This window comes from Enterococcus termitis, assembly GCF_001730305.1.
Classification (GTDB): domain Bacteria; phylum Bacillota; class Bacilli; order Lactobacillales; family Enterococcaceae; genus Enterococcus_L; species Enterococcus_L termitis.
The window spans coordinates 59,910-77,916 of sequence record NZ_MIJY01000044.1; the positions used below are offsets into that span (position 1 = coordinate 59,910).

Here is an 18,007-nt window from a genome sequence, read left to right on the forward strand (position 1 = left end):
AATTTATGAAAGAAAGGACTGAAAAATAGTATGGTGAATCATTTTTCAACGGTTGGTATACCTGTTTCATCGGAAGAGGATTTTATGACCTATGCAAATCAAGTTTTTGCATCAGGGAAAAAAATAAAAGCGCAAAATGGAACGTATCTCTTATTGGGAATGGGCGAAGGAATCGAACTTTGGGGACAGCTGAATCAGGAAGGCGAGATGATTGGATTGAATCCACATTTTTCAGGTACGGCAGTGTCAACCGTTCGTTTAGTAGAAAAAGTGGAGGATCCGACTGATACAGTGTTAGACGGTAGGATTTATAGTGAAGCAGATCCCGAGGAGGATGCATTCGCTTATCCATTTGTTTTTGATGTGCCGGATATTGGCCTTCAAAAGATAAAATATCCTGTCATTCGAGAAGTACAAGTAGCGGCTTTTGCGCATGAGTTGAGTATTTATGCCAGTGAGGAAGACTATCATAAGAGCCAAGCGTCAGAACCCAAGTTTGCCAGTGAGTTTTTTATTCCATCTGGCTTGTTTGGCAGCGAAGAAGAAGCGACTGGCCCAAGCTCGATGGCTATGTTTGGCGGGCATGTATTGACTACTAAAAAAATAAAGAACCGCTTTACTGAGCAATATTTTTACTATGCAAAAGTCAAAACGCTAGGCGGCGAGTTTGACGTGGTTATCGATCCTGAGCTCGTTACCGCAGAAATCAAGGAAGGAAGTATTCTTTCGGGTTCCTTTTGGTTAACAGGAAAACTGGTCAAAAAAAGATTTAAGCTATTTGGTTAAGAGAAACTACAGTAAAAAGAAAATGAAGGAGCAAAACAAACGTATGCGTAATATTAAATTAACGATTGAATACGATGGTGCTAGATATCTTGGCTGGCAAAGGCTAGGGGATTCTGAAAAAACGATTCAGGGCAAGATTGAAAATGTATTAAAGCAGCTAACTGGAACGGAAATTGAGATCATCGGCTCCGGTAGAACCGATGCAGGAACGCACGCAAGAGGACAAGTAGCTAATTTTAAAACGGATAAAACGATTCCTGTAGCAGAGATGCTCGAGTTTCTTAATCGTTATCTGCCGCGAGATATTGTTGTAAAAAAAGTGGAAGAAGTTCCTGAACGTTTTCATGCACGCTATAACGCTGTGGGAAAAAAATATAGTTACTTTGTCTGGAATGATGCGATTCCGACTGCCTTTGAACGTCATCACAGTTTTCAAGTGTCACAAAAGTTAGATATGGAGTTAATGAATGAAGCTTGTCAGAAGTTGATAGGCAAACATGATTTTATCGGATTTTCAGCTTTGAAGAAAACGAAAAAGTCCACTGTGCGGACGATCGAAGAGCTTTCGATTCAGCGTGAAGGGCATATGCTGCATTTTACCTTCGTCGGCGATGGTTTTTTGTATAAAATGGTTCGGATCATTATGGGAACCTTGTTGGAAATCGGCAGCGGAAGCAGGTCAGTTGAAACGATCGATGAGATATTTGCGCAGAAAGTTAGAAGTGAAGCTGGGGAAACCGTTCCAGCTCAAGGACTGTTTTTGGATGAGGTTTATTATTAAGGTAGATCAGTTAGTTAGAATAAGAAAAAAAACTTGAAGTTGTTAAGTGGCAACTTCAAGTTTTTTTACTAAAATTATTTTAATTCTCTTATATATTTACCAGGAAAAGCTTTATTGTAATTGGTCATAAATTCAGCAGAGGAGTTAAATATTTGAGTCGGGTTTTCTAATCCATTTGGGCCAAGCCATCTGCCGGTGAAGATATCGTCATTTTGAGTCGATAGGTCAGCGTCTGAGACGAAGTGGAAATTTGCGCCTAACGTTAGTTCATTCAATTGATGAGCACCTTGGAACATGGCTTTGCCATTAAAGCCAGCTAAAGAAGTATCTAAATTAGCGATATTGATCTTTTCTAAATGAGGCGTATTGGCAAACATGTAGGTTGCATTTTTCAATTTAGGCGTATGGAAATTACTCAAGTCAATAGAAGAAACGCCGCTTTTATTGAATAAATAGTTTAGCTCAGTAACGTTAGAAGTATCCCATCCTTTAAGATCAACTGAATCTAGTTCCGTAGTATTAGCAAATAAATAGTTCATGCCAGTAACGTTAGAAGTATCCCAATTAGAAATATTCAATTTTGACACTTTGGAGCTGTCAAACATCCCGGTAAGAAGAGTCGTCTTGCTTAAATTCCAAGAGCTTAGGTCTAGTTCTGAAATAGAGGATGATCTGAACGCATAAGTCATAGTTTCTACATTAGAGGTATCCCAACTACTAAGATCTAAGTGTTGTACGCTGGAATGTTCAAAGATCGCATCAAGAAACTTAACGTTAGATGTATCAAGCAGATTAAGCCCTTCGATTTCATCTAACTGGGAAAGACTTCTAAAGAGAGCCGATGATTGATAGTGTGCGGTAACTTTCTCACAGAACTGAATCTTTTTGATAGGTTTGCCTTCAAGTAAAGCATTCTTCTCGATTTGTGTCTGGATATTTATGTTACCATACGAAGCTTGAAAAGTCCCCCCGTAGAAAGAAACGGTCTGCGTTTCTTTATCCCAAAACCAGGGACTAGAACCAAAGGTTCCTCCATATGTTTTTCTTCCATTTTTTCTCCTATAGGTACCCGTGTCGGTACCATCATATTCTTTCATGAGAAGGGAAGAAGATTCATGGATCACCCCTTTTGGACTATTCCAAAGAGCAATTGGAACACCGATCGCTCCTTCCGATAACTCAGCGTCTGAGACGAAGTGGAAATTTGCGCCTAACGTTAGTTCATTCAATTGATGAGCACCTTGGAACATGGCTTTGCCATTAAAGCCAGCTAAAGAAGTATCTAAATTAGCGATATTGATCTTTTCTAAATGAGGCGTATTGGCAAACATGTAGGTTGCATTTTTCAATTTAGGCGTATGGAAATTACTCAAGTCAATAGAAGAAACGCCGCTTTTATTGAATAAATAGTTTAGCTCAGTAACGTTAGAAGTATCCCATCCTTTAAGATCAACTGAATCTAGTTCCGTAGTATTAGCAAATAAATAGTTCATGCCAGTAACGTTAGAAGTATCCCAATTAGAAATATTCAATTTTGACACTTTGGAGCTGTCAAACATCCCGGTAAGAAGAGTCGTCTTGCTTAAATTCCAAGAGCTTAGGTCTAGTTCTGAAATAGAGGATGATCTGAACGCATAAGTCATAGTTTCTACATTAGAGGTATCCCAACTACTAAGATCTAAGTGTTGTACGCTGGAATGTTCAAAGATCGCATCAAGAAACTTAACGTTAGATGTATCAAGCAGATTAAGCCCTTCGATTTCATCTAACTGGGAAAGACTTCTAAAGAGAGCCGATGATTGATAGTGTGCGGTAACTTTCTCACAGAACTGAATCTTTTTGATAGGTTTGCCTTCAAGTAAAGCATTCTTCTCGATTTGTGTCTGGATATTTATGTTACCATACGAAGGTGGGAAAGTCCCCCCGTAGAAAGAAACGGTCTGCGTTTCTTTATCCCAAGACCAAGGGGCAGTTCCATAATAATTCTTTTCTGATACGATAAAAGCTTTTACTTCAGATGATTTATTTCCATCCTCTGATTTTGCTACAATGATTGCAGTACCAGCTTTTTTAGCAGTTAAATGACCATCTTTTGTTATACTCGCGATTGTTTCGTCAGAACTACTCCAAATGATTTGTTTATTTGTTGCATTGCTAGGTGTAACCGTTGCCGTTAGCTGCTGTGTTTCTCCTAGTGTTAAATAAACACTCTTTTGTTTTATGAGTATATCGTCTACAAGAATTTCTTTTTCTTTTACATTTACTGCACATTCAGAAGTAACAGTTCCTTTAAGATTAGATACAATTATTTTAGTTGTACCGTTCTTTTTACCTGTAATTGTTCCTTTTGAATCTACTGTGGCGACTGTTTCATCCGTACTTTTCCAAGTTAATTCTTTCTCTGTAGCGTTATTTGGTAAAATTGATGCTTGAATTTTCTTAGTTTCCCCAACATTTATGGAGATATCTGTTGAATCGAGTTTAATATCAGTTATCGGAACATAGGTTCCTATTTGAACCTTCATTTCATTTCCTGGTTCGGATAAAACTTTGATTTCTGTATCTAAAAAGCTACCATCTGCTAGTTGTGTAGACGGAACTGTTTTAGTATTAATTTGAGTAGGTTGCTGGCCTCCTATTGGTTTTAGTGCATTATAATAGAGGGGATCAATTTTCTGGAACTCATTATTTTCTAGTCTCGAATAACCAGCGATACTTTGATCTGCTTCTAGTAAGGTAACTAATTGCTGCTTATTCGCAATGTTTGCAGTGTAATCTGTATTCACTCTATAAACTGCTATCCCACCCGAAATTAAAATTTTTCCAGTCAACGCTTCAAAATAGCTCTCCTCTAGACCTTGATCATAGCCTGTCAATTGTCTATTTTCTATCAGGTAATATTCATTTGGATTTTGACTTTGTATTTTTAAAATAGTGGGATCTGAATTGGTTTGTAATGCTTTTAGTTTCTTTTCTTGTAAAAGCTGACCATCTATTTCTTCAACTGGCACTCCAAGTTTCATTTTGGAATAAGCATCTAACCCGACTGGTGTTGAGCCACTTGTTTGATTGAACCAATACATACCATTAAAGTATATTGTGGCTCCAGAGCCGCCAACTGCCATAGTACTAAGTCGCCCTAAACCTATTCCAGAACCGGATGTATTATATAGATCTGGCAATCCAAGATCATGACCGAATTCATGACAGATAACACCGATAGTTGAGCTTTGTGTTCCTCTTTTTTCACCAAACATCGTAAAATCGTTAAAGTCAATTCCATTGACAACAGATTCACCGTTGATGCCACCTTTGTGTCCCCAAGCACCTTGCCCGAAGTTACCACCACTACGTTCATAACCCGCAACGATTACCATTATGTGTAATTCGTTCTGCTCTATGCGATTATCTTTATTTGTATCGTATTTTGAAAAATCGAATTTATCTCCAATTTGTTTTAATATATTGAAGGTAAGGAGTCCGCTATCAAAACCGATTCCTACACGATTATCTGGGTGATCTTGGTCCATGCTGATTTTTACTACACCATTTTCAACATACCCCTCACTTTTAGCCGGGGTCACATCAATTCGTTGGTTGGTTTGGTCTAAATAGAAATTTCTAAGCGACTTGTTATTCACATCAAAAATCTTTGATTCCCATTCTTGAGTGGTAGTCGATAATTTAACATCATTGAATTCTACCATGACAACTAGCAAATTTTGTTGCTTGTTCCATTTTGGTGTGTCTTGTGTTAATAGATCATGGTTAAAGCTCTGACGGTCCTTTTCGCCAAGTTGTTTCTCTAAGATATCCTTCTCGGTTACTGTGTTTGTTGGCTTTGTATCAATTCCAACTTTGTTGTCAGTAGTGGCACTCGTACGTGTTTTAGTTGGTTTGACTTGATAATGCCAATACCCATCCTCACCCAGCTCGTAGATGTTACCATCTGAACCCGAAAGATACTGGTAAAATTCATCCCCAGATTGGGTTGCTTTAAAGGTGGTACCATCTGGTTGCGTGTAAGTTTGCTCCTCTTGAGATGCAGGAGCAGCTTGAGTATTTAATGAACCCAGTGTTAACGGCATGAATACGAATGATGCTCCCAACATATACCTAACTAAACTTTTTCTTTTCATCTTAATCTCCTTTGTTTGTTTTAATGAAATTCATATAATAAAAAAATGAATATCATTAATTGTATATTACCATTAGATTAGACTTTTTTGTTAATAAAATACAAATATTTATAAAAAACAATCTATATATATTAAAAAAATATTTAATAGTATGGTTATAATATCTAATTGAGTCAGATAATGAGAGCTTTTTCATCCCTAGCATTCTTCCCACCAGCTATATGGCACTACACACGCACACAATAGACCTTACAGCAGATAAACCATTTTTTTCAGACAGCACTGAAATTATCGACCTTCATAAACTTTTCTTATACGTATAATAAAAGTATCAAGAAAAGCAGGGGGAACAATTAATGAATTGGTACAAACAAACAATAGAGCAGACGATGAGCAAAATGAACACTTCTTCAAACGGACTTTCTAAAGTCGAAAGAGAAAAACGTCTAGCAGCAGACGGTTATAATAAAATAGAAGAAAAGCAGCAAGTGAAACCGTGGCAAAAGTTTTTAAAGCACTATACAGATTTATTAATGATTGTGTTAATGGTGGCAGCGGTCTTGAAATTTGTTACAGGTGATTTTGTTGAAGGAACAATTATTTTTCTAGTCGTTGTGATCAATGGCTTTGTTAGTTACTGGCAAGAGCGAAAAGCCGAAGAATCTCTGGATGGGTTGAAACAAATGATGGGACAAGAGGCTGTCGTTGTTTCAGAAGGGACAAAGAGTACGATTTCTGCTGAAGAACTAGTACAAGGAGACATTGTTGCCTTAAAAGCAGGAGATGTGGTACCAGCGGATTTACGTTTACTAGAGGTCCATGATCTATTGATCGAAGAATCGATTTTAACAGGAGAATCAGAAGCAGCTGAAAAGAATACTGCTGTTTTAACGAAGGAAGCGCCAGCTGGTGATCAAAAAAATATGGCATTTTCTGGTACTTTAGTACAAGCAGGATCAGCGTTAGGCATCGTAGCAGCAACTGGAGATGATACTGAAATCGGTAAAATCAATCATGCCCTACAATCGGTAGAACAGCAAACAACGCCATTGGTGAAGAAAATGCACCAATTAAATAAGCAGATTTTTAGAGGGATTTTAGTTTTGATCGTATTTTTACTTTTCTTTACTACTTTCCGTCATGGGATGGAATGGAATTTGATGTTTTCGGCAATGATCGCTTTAATCGTCGCGATGATTCCAGAAGGATTACCTGCAGTACTGACGATGATTCTGTCATTAGGTGTAAAAGAAATGGCACGTGAAAATGCGATCATCAAAAATATGCCTTCCGTTGAAACATTAGGTGCTATGACTGTGATTTGTTCGGACAAAACAGGTACCTTGACAGAGAACAAAATGAAAGTGATGGATCTTGCAACAAGCGAAACACAAATGGTTATGGATATCATGAACAACTGTCAGGAATTAAAATTGAAAGATCATCAATCAGCGAAAGAGTTACAAGGAAATCCGACAGAATTAGCATTACTTCATTATGTAGAAGAAGCTGATTTAAAATTAAAAACGGTTGTAGGGAAAATTCCATTTAGCTCCAGCTATAAATTCATGGCAACCATGCATCCAGAGGCCGACGGAGCGATGATTTTTGTAAAAGGTGCACCAGAAGTATTGATGAAAAAATCCATTTTAACAGAAACCGAGAAAACAAGCTGGTCTAATCAAGCCTCAGCTTTAGCTCAAAAAGGACAAAGAGTTTTAGGGTTTGCTTACAAAAAAGTAGCGTCACAACAGGAACTGACACATGAGTTATTGTCAGAGCTGACGTTTGCTGGCTTAGCAGGAATCATCGATCCGCCGAAGCAAAGTGCTATCCAAGCAGTCAAAGAATCACAAGAGGCAGGAATTACGGTTAAGATGATTACAGGTGACCATAAAGAAACTGCTAAAGCGATTGGTGAGCAAATTGGGTTGAAGCATACCGCTAAAGTATTAGAGGGTGTTGATATTGATGCAATGAGTGAAGAAGAGCTAGCTGTGCAAGTACAACAGGTAGATGTTTTTGCCAGAACGACACCAGAGCATAAATTGCGGATCGTGACAGCTTTGCAAAACAATGGAGAAATTGTGGGTATGACAGGTGACGGTGTCAACGATGCGCCCGCACTCAAAAAAGCAGATATCGGAATTGCGATGGGAATTAAAGGCAGCGAAGTGAGCAAACAAGCAGCCGATATGGTTTTAGCTGATGACAACTTTCATACGATTGCTAAAGCAGTCAAAGAAGGTCGGAGGATTTTTGATAATCTGAAAAAAACGATCAACTTTTTCTTACCGACAGCCTTAGCGCAAGGATTGATCGTAGTCTGGGCTTTATTAGCGAATCAACCATTGCCGTTGACTCCTGTTCAAATTTTATGGGTAAATATGGTAACGACAATTACTTTGTCTTATGCTTTAGGTTTTGAAAAGGCAAGTGAGGATACGATGAAAAGGCCGCCAAGAGGTACGAATGAGGGGATTTTATCTGGATACAGTATGTTTAGAATCGTTTATGTTTCTTTGATCATCATGATACCAGCTTACTTATTAGCGATGAGCTTTGAAGGACAAGCACTGCAGCAGACGATTCTTTTACAAAATATCGTTTTAGCGCAAGCAGTTTACATGATCAATTGTAGAGAGCTAGTAAACCCAGCTCTTAACAAAGGATTATTGCAAAATAAAGTATTATTCGCTTCATTAGGGATTTTACTTCTGTTACAGATGAGCGTTGTCTTCTTACCTTTTGCACAACAACTGATTGGAACCGTAGGACTTAGCTTAGGGCAACAGGTCGTTATCGCAGGGAATGCGTTCTTACTATTCTTAGTAGTAGAAGTTGAAAAAAGAATCACAAAGCATTTTTCCGACAAAAAAGAAAAAAAGAGCGTAAGCCAAAACTAAGGTAGCTTTGTTCTCTACACTCTGTGCGTAAGTAAAATGTGTACTCAAATATATGGATCTACAGTGAGCTCTTTCAATTGATGGAGCTCATTTTTTGTTGGGATTGAGGAGATATAAAACACAGGAATCTCAAGATGCTCTAGAGGGAAATTAGAGACAAGTATATCTGTCTGTTTTAGTTGGATTTCTGTTAATTCCGTCCATTCAACAGCTTTTAATGTTACACGATTACCTAAATAATCTGCTAGTTCTTGCTGTAATAAAGCTTTCCAAGCTGGCTCACCCTGATAAATAAAATAAACAGTCAGCAGTTGAGGCTGAACAGAGAAAATGGCTTGCTGCTCTAAAAGGGAAGCTAGATTAAAGAAATACTCTGGATAATTGATCGTTATTACAGCACCTAAGCGCTCTAGTAATTGCTGGTTTTTCGTTTGGAAGTCTAGTAGCTGATGTTGTCTTGTTAAAATCAATTCTTGGTATTCCAATTGGAACATTTCCGATAGACTTGGAGACTCAATGTATTTGACCAGCAGCAAAATTAAATTGGCAACCAAAGGAGTCGTAGTTAGCTTAGGCAGTGCAAGTTCGTCTGCCAATTGCGCCACAAAAGATTGGACAGTTGATTCGAGATAGCTGTATTGTTGGCTGAACACCTCAGCTAATTGTGGTCCATAATGATTGTTATAATTCCAACTTTCTAAAAAGCAGAAAAAAGCAAAAAATATTTCTTCGCCCTGTAAATAGATTCCTTCTTTCTGATATAAACTTTCCAGAAAAGGGGCATAAAGAGTAAATAAAACATCTGACTGTTCAAAAGGAAATTGACCGATCCCGCAGTTTGCCTTAATCCGAATAGTATTGATGAAAAACCAACAGACACCAAAAATCTGTTCAGTCTCTACGGCAGAGGGAGAGTGGTTGATTTTTTTTAGAAACTGAAAATAATGTTCCTCGTGGATCGCGTAATCGTCAAAAAAGTAATTATTATGAGTAAATGGTACCAATAAACGATGATAAAAAATTCGAATAGCGCTTTCTTCCCCAGAAAGTCGTGCAGTAGACGCAGTTAAGTCGATCTTAATATGATAAGACAGCAGCTGCTGATTGATTTTTTTGGTATGACGTTTCAGGGTTTCAAACGACACACCGTTGTTTTGTAAAAAATCTTGAATAGACAGCTCTTTTGTAAAAAACAACATTTTTAATAATTGAACACTGATGGATTGATCTAAAAATAATTCCCATAACTCATTGGTGAGTGCATTATCCTTATTGATTAAACGGATTCCAGCGCTATCCGTTTCAATCTGCCAACCGACAGGTAGCTGATTACGAATCATCTGTAAATCAGAAAAAATAGTTCGTTCAGTCGTGTGGATTCTAGTCGCTAATTCTTTGGCAGTCATTTTTTGTTGATTGAGTAACTGTTCCAACAATAAAATTTGCCGCTGGCTGTCTTTTTCAGTGATAACCTTTTTGAGCATTGAATACATAAAGAATCCCTCCTGATCTTAGGCGCTGTTCAACGGATCAAAGTAATCAATAAGTGACTACACTATTGATTGTAACCAATCATTTAACCTTTTTAAAACATTTTGGACTTGGGTATCTTGTGCGCGTTTGAGAAAGTCGTGTTCAAGATAATAGACTGGAACGAATGTACTGTTTGGAATTGATTTCCCTAGCATTTTACTATAGCGAAACGGAATTTCTTCATCTGAGCTACTGGCACTGCTGAAACAAGTAGGAAATGACTGCAGCTCATCTTCTGTAATTGTGAAGGCATCGAGCATCTGTTTAGTAAGACCATAAAATGTACTTGTTGTTTGGTGTTGAACAGCATAATGATACAGAAGAACGCGCCGTAAAAAGGGATCATCCCAAGTCGGTGTCTGTTGATCGATCTGCTGAATGTCTTGCTCTGTAATCGTTTGGTCAATTAGCTTTCTCGAGGAATCAATAAACGTCAAATCGGTATAGCCATAAAAATTGACCAAAAAATCTGGCGGAGCAATGACGCCCCGTTTAACAAGCTGTAACATTAAAAAACTACCGGCAGAACGACCGCAAAGTCCAAAAGAGGCTGTTTGTATAACGTCTTCTTTCAGTAAAGTGATGCTTTCTTCTAGGGTTGTGAGAATAGTTGGCAAGCTGGTGTTTGGCGCAAGTAAATAATCCAGCGCAATCACTTGATAATCGTTTTGCATAAAGATTTGCTTTAGCTCTTCTGTCAAATCATTTTTGCTTCCGTAAATCAGACCGCCGCCATGCAAATAAATAACTGTTTTTTGTGGTTGATTATTGGTTGACTGATAAATATCTGCCGCTGCACCGTTAGGAAGTTGGATCGTTGTTTTCATGGGCGTTTCTCCTCATTTTGATAATATAAGTACCGATTTCGTAGTTTAAAAGTTGAAGCGGATTGGAAAAATCGATTGCCAAAATTTGTTCAGCTTTATTCAAACGGTAGCGAATCGTTTTGGAATGTAAAAACATTGCTTCGGCTGTTTGCTTATAGTTTCGTTCATTTCTTAAAAACTGGTAGAAGGTTTCGAAAAGATCATAATTATTATTCGCCAGCTGCTGCAACGTTTTCGGAACAAAGGTATTGATTTCATTCAGCTGCTCGTTTTGAATAAAATACCGGAAAATACCGATATCAGCCAAACTAACGATCGCACCACTGTAAAATTCTTCGTTGAAGCGTAAGATATCCAGGCATTCCATCAATAGTTCTTTGATGTCGTTTTTAGATTTGACATTGCTGATGGCTATAGACAAATCTGGGTTCGTTTCTAAGGTTTCGGCTAAAAGATTTTCGACCTGAGCTTTAGTGATACTCCCGTTTGCGCCATCAAAATTGAAAAGAACAACGGAATAACTATGCTGATCGAAAAAAATCGAACGAACTTTTAACGAACGAAGCAAAGAAAGAATTTTTTCCTTACTCAACTGGATCGTGGTTGATCGTGTAGAAAAAGCCACTGCCTGATACGAAGGAAACAAACTCATATTGGCTTCTAAAAGCAAACTGTCCAGTTCATCCGGATTTGCTGGCGTATTTTGTAAAATCGCATCGGCTAAATTGTTCAATCGTGTATAGCGTTCTTTTTTGAGCAGACGTTCAGTATTGAATTTCTCTTGCAGAACATCAATCGTATTTTCGATGATCACAAGATCGGTTTCTTTGATTTCCGGCTCATTCAAATAGACTAACAGTAGACAATTCGACGAATAGCTGTTGAAAATACTGACTTCGATTGCTTGCTGGGTTTTTACACTGGATTGAGAATAGAGTTCCAGCAAGGAGTAGTCATTTTTAGTGAATTCGCCATTCGTAACAGGTTTTCGAGAGAGTACGATGCAGTCTTTTGCTTGTTCTCCGTAGCTGATTTCGATATGCTTATCAATCAATTTTAAGCTGCAGGGGCTACCGATGATCTGATAAAATTCCTGCATGATCGCTTCTAATGATGGATAACTTTTTTCCAGTTTAGTAAAGCGTTGCCGTACTTCGTAATACGTCCGCAAAATATGGGTTTGATGATTCAATAATGGTTCATAGATTGTTAATAGTATTTTTTCGTAACTGACTTCCTGAGAGATTTTGATCAGCGGTATTTCATATTTAAAGCACAAATCAATAAACCATGTTGGGATCATCGTAATGAAGCGATCCATCTTAACGACTAAACCACTAACGCCGATAACCTGCATTTTTGAGAAGAACTCTTCTAATAATTGATCCGATAACCCATCAAAGGCATAGAAAGAAGTCAAAATCAGTTGATTTTTCTTACTCCACTGCTCGATATCGATTGCCTCCAGCACCATTGCTGACTCCACGTCATTTTCTAAACCGATCTCTTTGGTTAAAATCTTACTCGTTTTTAAGTCGCCCATCGACAAAAGTTCCTTCAATTTCATTAAAATCACCTTTTTTCCCTATATGGATAAAAATTATATCATTTTTTTAGAATATTGTCCGATGAAAACACATACATTTTTGCATTACAATGAAAACGTAGTAAAGAGATAGGAGGATACATATGTTAAACACAGTTATTTTGAAAAATAATTATCAAGATTCTATCAACTTGATGCTGTTGACTAATCAAATCAATGCGCTTTCAACTGTCAACATGAGTCAGCTGATGATGGGAACAGATGCAAATAAAGATATTTTGCTGAATACAGAGCTTTTGACAGACGAGGCCAAAGCCGCGTCACCAAATGATTTAATGATCGTGGTGGATAGTGATGATCCCAAAATTATGGATCAAGTATTACCTGAAGTAGATAAATTTTTAAATGACCTATCATCTAAAAGTTCAGATGAAAAAGAACACGTATCAACGACTTGGAAAGAAGCATTAGAAGAATTACCAGATGCAAACATGGCGTTATTCAGTATTCCAGGAGAATACGGTGCAGCTGAAATGGAAACCGCTTTAAAAAATGGTCTCCATGTGTTTTCATTTACGGATAATATCCCAGTTGAAGATGAAGTCAAATTGAAAAAGTTAGCTCATGAAAAAGGGTTATTGATGATGGGACCAGACTGTGGTACCGGAATCATTTCAAGTATTCCGATTGCCTTTACAAATGTTATCACGCCAGGAAATATCGGAGTCGTGGGTGCTTCTGGAACTGGAATTCAAGAAGTAACGACGATCATTGATCGTTTAGGCGGCGGAGTTGTCCACGCAATCGGTACAGGCGGTCGCGATTTAAGTGATAAAGTTGGCGCGGTAACGATGAAAGATGCAATCGTCGCTTTAGAAAACCACGCACCGACAGATGTGATCTGCGTTATCTCAAAACCACCTGCAAAAGAAGTCAGAGATGAAGTTGTTCAGTTGCTCCAAAGTATTTCTAAACCAGTGGTAGCAATCTTTTTAGGTGAAAAACCAACAGCGCATGAAGGAAAAGTTTATTTAGCCCATACATTGGAAGAAACAGCACAGATTGCAGTCGATTTAGCGAATGAAACAACAATCAAGGCAAACTATTTTGAAGAAATCGACATGCCGAAAGTTCGTGCACTAAGTGAAGATAAAGTTATCACAGGTTTATATTCTGGCGGAACTTTAGCTGCTGAAGCGGGAATGCTGATTTCAGAAGCGTTAGGACTGGAAGGATTAGTCAAAAAAGAAGGATATGTCTTACAATCACATGGCTATGATGTTATTGATCTAGGAGATGACATTTATACCCAAGGAAAACCACATCCAATGATCGATCCAGAAGTACGTATTAAAAAAATCCGTGAATATGCAGAAGACGAAAAAACTGGTGTGATTCTGCTTGATTTTGTTTTAGGCTATGGTGCCCATGAAGATATGGTCGGAGCGTTGCTTCCTGTGATCAAAGAAGAACAAGCAAAAGCTGCTGCAAATGGACGTGAACTTTATTTTGTAGCAACAGTCGTTGGCACAAATAACGATCCGCAAAACTATGCACAAGCCGTTGAACAGCTAAAAGAAAACAATGTCCTAGTTGCACCTAGTAATGCCAAAGCAGTTCGTCTAGCTTTAGGCCTAAAAGGTATTTCTTTATCAGAAGCAGACAAAGCGGTTGTTTCTTACCAAGGTGAAACGATCGATGTCCCAGCAGCCGGTGAAAAAGTAATGGAATTATTGAATACGAAACCAAGAATCATCAATGTCGGTTTACAAAGTTTCAATGAATCCATTCAAAAATTTGATGGTAAATCAGAACAATTCAATTGGAAACCAAGAGCAAACGGCAATAAGAAAATGATCAAAATTCTAAATGCTTTAGAAGATCATGCCGAAGAAATCGATCGTGAAAACCAAAAAGTGATCGAAAAAATCAAAAATGCGCAACCCTTTTTAACAGATGTTGTCTTAGCTAAAACGGTGATCCCAGAATTAAATGAAACGCAAAAAACAATTTTACATGCTGGTCCTCCAATTGAGTGGCAAGCGATGACTGGTCCGATGAAAGGTGCTGTGGTCGGCGCGGCAATTTTTGAAGGCTGGGCAGCAAATGAAGCGGAAGTCAGCCAATTGATCAAAAATAACGAGATTCGTTTTATTCCATGTCACCATGTGAATGCAGTAGGTCCGATGGGCGGAATCACTTCTGCTAATATGCCGGTCTTTGTCGTGGAAAACCGTTTAGACGGTACACGTGGCTACTGTACGATGAATGAAGGAATCGGAAAAGTCTTACGTTTTGGTGCTTTTTCAGAAGAAGTAATCACACGCCTAAACTGGTTGCGTGATGTGTTAGGCCCAACACTTTCAAAAGCATTGAATAAAAGTGAAGACGGCATCAATTTAAGTGTCTTGATTGCTCGTTCAATTACGATGGGGGATGAATTCCATCAACGTAATTTCGCTGCATCCTTAAACTTTTTACGAGAAATTGCCCCATATATCATTTTAGTAGATATGGACGTTCAAGATCGATTTGATGTCATGAAATTTTTAGCAGATACAGATCAATTCTTCTTGAATATCATGATGGCTGCTGCAAAAACAATTGTTGACACAGCGAGAAAAGAGGCAAAAGGTACAATCGTAACAACGCTTGCTAGAAATGGTGTGGACTTTGGTGTACGGATCGCACAAACAAATGATGAATGGTTTACTGCACCTGTTAATACACCGAAGGGCTTATATTTCACTGGCTTTACAGAAGATGACGGCAATCCGGATATGGGAGATAGTGCAATCACAGAAACTGTCGGTGTTGGTGGTATGGCGATGGTTGCAGCTCCTGGTGTTACACGTTTCGTTGGGGCTGGCGGTTTCCAAGATGCGTTAGATACTTCAAATGAAATGGCAAAAATCAGTGATACGCACAATCCAACTTGGACGATTCCAACTTGGGATTTCCAAGGAACTTGTTTAGGGATCGATATTCGTAAAGTTGTTGAAACTGGAATCACTCCAGTCATCAATACAGGAATCGCGCATAAAGATGCGGGTGTTGGTCAAATCGGTGCAGGAACCGTTCGCGCACCTTTAGCTTGTTTTGAAAAAGCATTAGAAGCATATGCGAAAGAACTAGGGATCACAGTCGAGTAATAAGGGGGAAAAATTCGTGTTGAATGTTATCGCTTTGGGCGGAAACGCCATTTTAGATAAAATACCGACAGATGAAGGACAACGTGAGGTTGTCAGAACGGTTGCAGCGGAGATCGCTTCGTTTATCAAGCAAGGAGAACAAGTTGTTTTATGTCATGGGAATGGGCCTCAGGTGGGGAATCTCTTGATCCAGCAAAAAATGGGTGATTCAGAAAAAACACCGATGATGAAATTAGATACAAATGTTGCCATGACTGAAGGGAGTATCGGCTACTGGATTCAGCAGGCACTTCAAAATGAATTAAAAAAACAAGGGGTAGAAAAAAGTGTTGTGAGTGTTGTGACACAAGTTGAAGTCGATAAAAATGACCCGTCATTTACAACACCGACAAAACCAATCGGGCCTTTTTATACAAAAGAAGAAGCGGATGAAAAAGTCATGAAAGGAGAGGGCGTTTACGCAGAGGATTCTGGACGTGGTTACCGTAAGGTGATCGCGTCGCCAGAACCTAGAAAAATCATTGAAAAAGAAGCTATTCAATCATTGATCGCTGCAGGAGTCATTACGGTTTGTGTCGGCGGTGGCGGTGTACCTGTTGTTTCTGATGAACAGGGAATACTAACTGGGGTTGAAGCGGTGATCGATAAAGATTTATCTGCACAAAAGCTGGCAGAAGAAATTGGAGCAGAGCGTTTGATTGTTTTAACAGGTGTTGATAACATCTATATTAACTTCAATCAGCCGAATCAACAGAAATTGGAAAAAATAACCGTTGCTCAAGCACAGACATACATTTCGGAAGGACAATTTCCAGCAGGCAGCATGCTGCCAAAAGTGGAGTCTGCGATTGCTTTTGTCAAAGATCATACGGATAGAGAAGTTGTGATCACCTCTATTGAAAACTTAGGGAATATTCCTAAAGGATATGGAACCAAAATTGTTTGTTAACTAAAAAGCACAAGAAGGAGTAGAGCGATGAAACTACGAAAAAAAATGATGTTTCTTTTATTGTCGATCTTTATTGGAGCATTATCGGGGATTAGTGCGTTTGCAGCTGAAATAAATGAAGTTGTTGCGCCTACAGGATTTAAAGCTATTTTAGTATTGATACCATTGATTTTAGTGTTAGTATTATTGTTCAAAAAAGTGGATATGATCATCGCCGGATTAGTTGCCGGGATTTTAGCAATGATCATTGGCGGAATCAGTCTGGCGGATGCTAATAAGCAGTTACTTGAAACGATTCCGTCAATGTTGAGTATTACAGTACCGATCATCAATTCAGCTGTTGCCATGGCCGTTTTTAAAGCTGGAAGTTATTCAGCAGCCTTGACCTTAGCTAAACGTGGTACTAAAGGTAAAGTGGAGTATGTTTCAGCCTTTATCGTTATTTTGTTAGCAGCTGCGACGTATATGTCAGGAATCGGCGGCGGCAGTGCAATGGTTATCGCACCTTTAGCATTTGCAGCAGTTGGTGTGGTGCCGGAATTAATCGCGGCAATGTCTTTAGCGGCAGCCGTATCGTTTACAACATCACCAGCATCATTAGAATCAAGTATCGTGTCAAAATTAGGGGATGTTAGTGTCGCTTCTTATGTGTCACAAATGCGTCCGTTCTGGTTACTATTTGTTGTCTTAGCGATTGTTTTAGCCTTTTGGGGTACGAAACACCGCAATATTGGCTTTAAGGAATCCGAAGATGATGAATATGAACAAAAGAGTAATGGTGAATTATTCAAGATTACCTTACCAGCGATTTTCTTATTATTTGCAGTAATTTTCGGTCCAGTTGTGAATGACTTGATTGGCTTTGCATTCTTTACACCGCTTGTTTATATGGTGTTGACCTTAGCATTGGTTTACTTATGTACAAATTTTTCGATGAATCAGTCAGTGGAAGCAATGGTCGATGGCTCTACGTATATTCTGACTCGTTTATTCCAAGTAGGGATTTTCTTAGCCTTTATCAATGTAATTGCGCAAACAGGAACATTTGCAGTAATTGCAGGTGTAGCACAAAATGCGCCTGAGTTTATCGTGGTTCCAGTTGCGATCTTAACCGGGATCTTGATCGGAATTCCAGCTGGGGCTTACGTGGGTTCTGTTTTAACATTAGTATTGCCTGTTGCGGTTTCATTAGGCTTCCCGCCATTGGCACTAGGGTTCGTCACAGTGGGTGTTGGTCTAGGTAGCCAAATGAGTTTCGTAAATATTACAATGCAGGCCTTATCATCAGGCTTCCAAATTCCGATTTTAGATGTTGTAAAAGGAAATGTGAAGTGGTTAAGTCTGGCCTCAGTGATTTTATTAGTAATTGGTTTTATTTTCGGATAAAA

General features: G+C 38.6%; 10 protein-coding genes. 6 read left to right on the top strand and 4 right to left on the bottom strand.

Features of this window, described 5'->3' with window-relative positions; genetic code table 11:
• Nucleotides 1-30 precede the first annotated feature (30 nt).
• Together BCR25_RS15740 and truA are read left to right on the top strand one after the other, a co-directional pair.
• Nucleotides 31-786 (top strand): hypothetical protein, encoded by a 756-nt coding sequence (locus tag BCR25_RS15740; protein WP_139124607.1) that lies wholly within the window; start codon nucleotides 31-33, stop codon nucleotides 784-786.
• Nucleotides 787-829: 43 nt separating this feature from the next.
• On the top strand, nucleotides 830-1,567 hold the full coding sequence (gene truA, locus BCR25_RS15745) for a tRNA pseudouridine(38-40) synthase TruA (RefSeq protein ID WP_069664557.1): 738 nt from the start codon (nucleotides 830-832) through the stop codon (nucleotides 1,565-1,567).
• A 74-nt stretch (nucleotides 1,568-1,641) separates the two neighbouring features.
• On the opposite strand, the gene BCR25_RS20860 is transcribed toward truA, so the two are convergent.
• Nucleotides 1,642-5,706: a BspA family leucine-rich repeat surface protein gene (locus BCR25_RS20860; RefSeq protein ID WP_069664558.1), complete on the bottom strand. Its 4,065-nt coding sequence runs from the start codon at nucleotides 5,704-5,706 to the stop codon at nucleotides 1,642-1,644.
• A 356-nt stretch (nucleotides 5,707-6,062) separates the two neighbouring features.
• Between BCR25_RS20860 and BCR25_RS15755 the strand changes: the two genes are divergently transcribed.
• Nucleotides 6,063-8,612, top strand: a complete 2,550-nt coding sequence (locus BCR25_RS15755; protein WP_069664559.1) for an HAD-IC family P-type ATPase — start codon at nucleotides 6,063-6,065, stop codon at nucleotides 8,610-8,612.
• A 44-nt stretch (nucleotides 8,613-8,656) separates the two neighbouring features.
• On the opposite strand, the gene mafR is transcribed toward BCR25_RS15755, so the two are convergent.
• From mafR to BCR25_RS15770, 3 genes are read right to left on the bottom strand one after another with little or no spacing between them, the layout of a single operon-like run.
• Nucleotides 8,657-10,105: a global transcriptional activator MafR gene (mafR, locus tag BCR25_RS15760; RefSeq protein ID WP_069664560.1), complete on the bottom strand. Its 1,449-nt coding sequence runs from the start codon at nucleotides 10,103-10,105 to the stop codon at nucleotides 8,657-8,659.
• 57 nt (nucleotides 10,106-10,162) lie between these two features.
• Nucleotides 10,163-10,972 carry an alpha/beta hydrolase gene (locus tag BCR25_RS15765; RefSeq protein ID WP_069664561.1) on the bottom strand — a complete coding sequence of 270 codons (810 nt, stop codon included), beginning with the start codon at nucleotides 10,970-10,972 and terminating at the stop codon, nucleotides 10,163-10,165.
• Nucleotides 10,947-12,539 carry a PucR family transcriptional regulator gene (locus BCR25_RS15770; protein WP_069664562.1) on the bottom strand — a complete coding sequence of 531 codons (1,593 nt, stop codon included), beginning with the start codon at nucleotides 12,537-12,539 and terminating at the stop codon, nucleotides 10,947-10,949. Before BCR25_RS15770 ends, BCR25_RS15765 begins: the two co-directional genes overlap by 26 nt.
• Nucleotides 12,540-12,661: 122 nt before the next feature.
• Here BCR25_RS15770 and BCR25_RS15775 point away from each other — a divergent pair, with 122 nt between their 5' ends.
• The 3 genes from BCR25_RS15775 to BCR25_RS15785 are packed head-to-tail and all read left to right on the top strand — an operon-like array spanning nucleotide 12,662 to nucleotide 18,005.
• The gene (locus BCR25_RS15775; protein ID WP_071879543.1) at nucleotides 12,662-15,670 is read left to right on the top strand and encodes a bifunctional FdrA/YlbE family protein; all 3,009 of its coding nucleotides are present in this window, start codon (nucleotides 12,662-12,664) and stop codon (nucleotides 15,668-15,670) included.
• A 16-nt stretch (nucleotides 15,671-15,686) separates the two neighbouring features.
• Complete coding sequence (gene arcC, locus BCR25_RS15780) at nucleotides 15,687-16,619, top strand: carbamate kinase (RefSeq protein WP_069664563.1); 933 nt, start codon at nucleotides 15,687-15,689, stop codon at nucleotides 16,617-16,619.
• A gap of 45 nt (nucleotides 16,620-16,664) precedes the next feature.
• Nucleotides 16,665-18,005, top strand: a complete 1,341-nt coding sequence (locus BCR25_RS15785; RefSeq protein ID WP_379975156.1) for a citrate transporter — start codon at nucleotides 16,665-16,667, stop codon at nucleotides 18,003-18,005.
• Nucleotides 18,006-18,007: the final 2 nt, after the last annotated feature.

Excerpts from the sequence above, each read along its gene's own strand:
- BCR25_RS20860 (WP_069664558.1), bottom strand. The coding sequence starts at position 5,706 with ATGAAAAGAAAAAGTTTAGTTAGGTATATGTTGGGAGCATCATTCGTA.
- truA (WP_069664557.1), top strand. The coding sequence starts at position 830 with ATGCGTAATATTAAATTAACGATTGAATACGATGGTGCTAGATATCTT.
- BCR25_RS15755 (WP_069664559.1), top strand. The coding sequence starts at position 6,063 with ATGAATTGGTACAAACAAACAATAGAGCAGACGATGAGCAAAATGAAC.
- BCR25_RS15765 (WP_069664561.1), bottom strand. The coding sequence starts at position 10,972 with ATGAAAACAACGATCCAACTTCCTAACGGTGCAGCGGCAGATATTTAT.
- BCR25_RS15770 (WP_069664562.1), bottom strand. The coding sequence starts at position 12,539 with ATGAAATTGAAGGAACTTTTGTCGATGGGCGACTTAAAAACGAGTAAG.
- BCR25_RS15785 (WP_379975156.1), top strand. The coding sequence starts at position 16,665 with ATGATGTTTCTTTTATTGTCGATCTTTATTGGAGCATTATCGGGGATT.
- BCR25_RS15740 (WP_139124607.1), top strand. The coding sequence starts at position 31 with ATGGTGAATCATTTTTCAACGGTTGGTATACCTGTTTCATCGGAAGAG.
- mafR (WP_069664560.1), bottom strand. The coding sequence starts at position 10,105 with ATGTATTCAATGCTCAAAAAGGTTATCACTGAAAAAGACAGCCAGCGG.
- BCR25_RS15775 (WP_071879543.1), top strand. The coding sequence starts at position 12,662 with ATGTTAAACACAGTTATTTTGAAAAATAATTATCAAGATTCTATCAAC.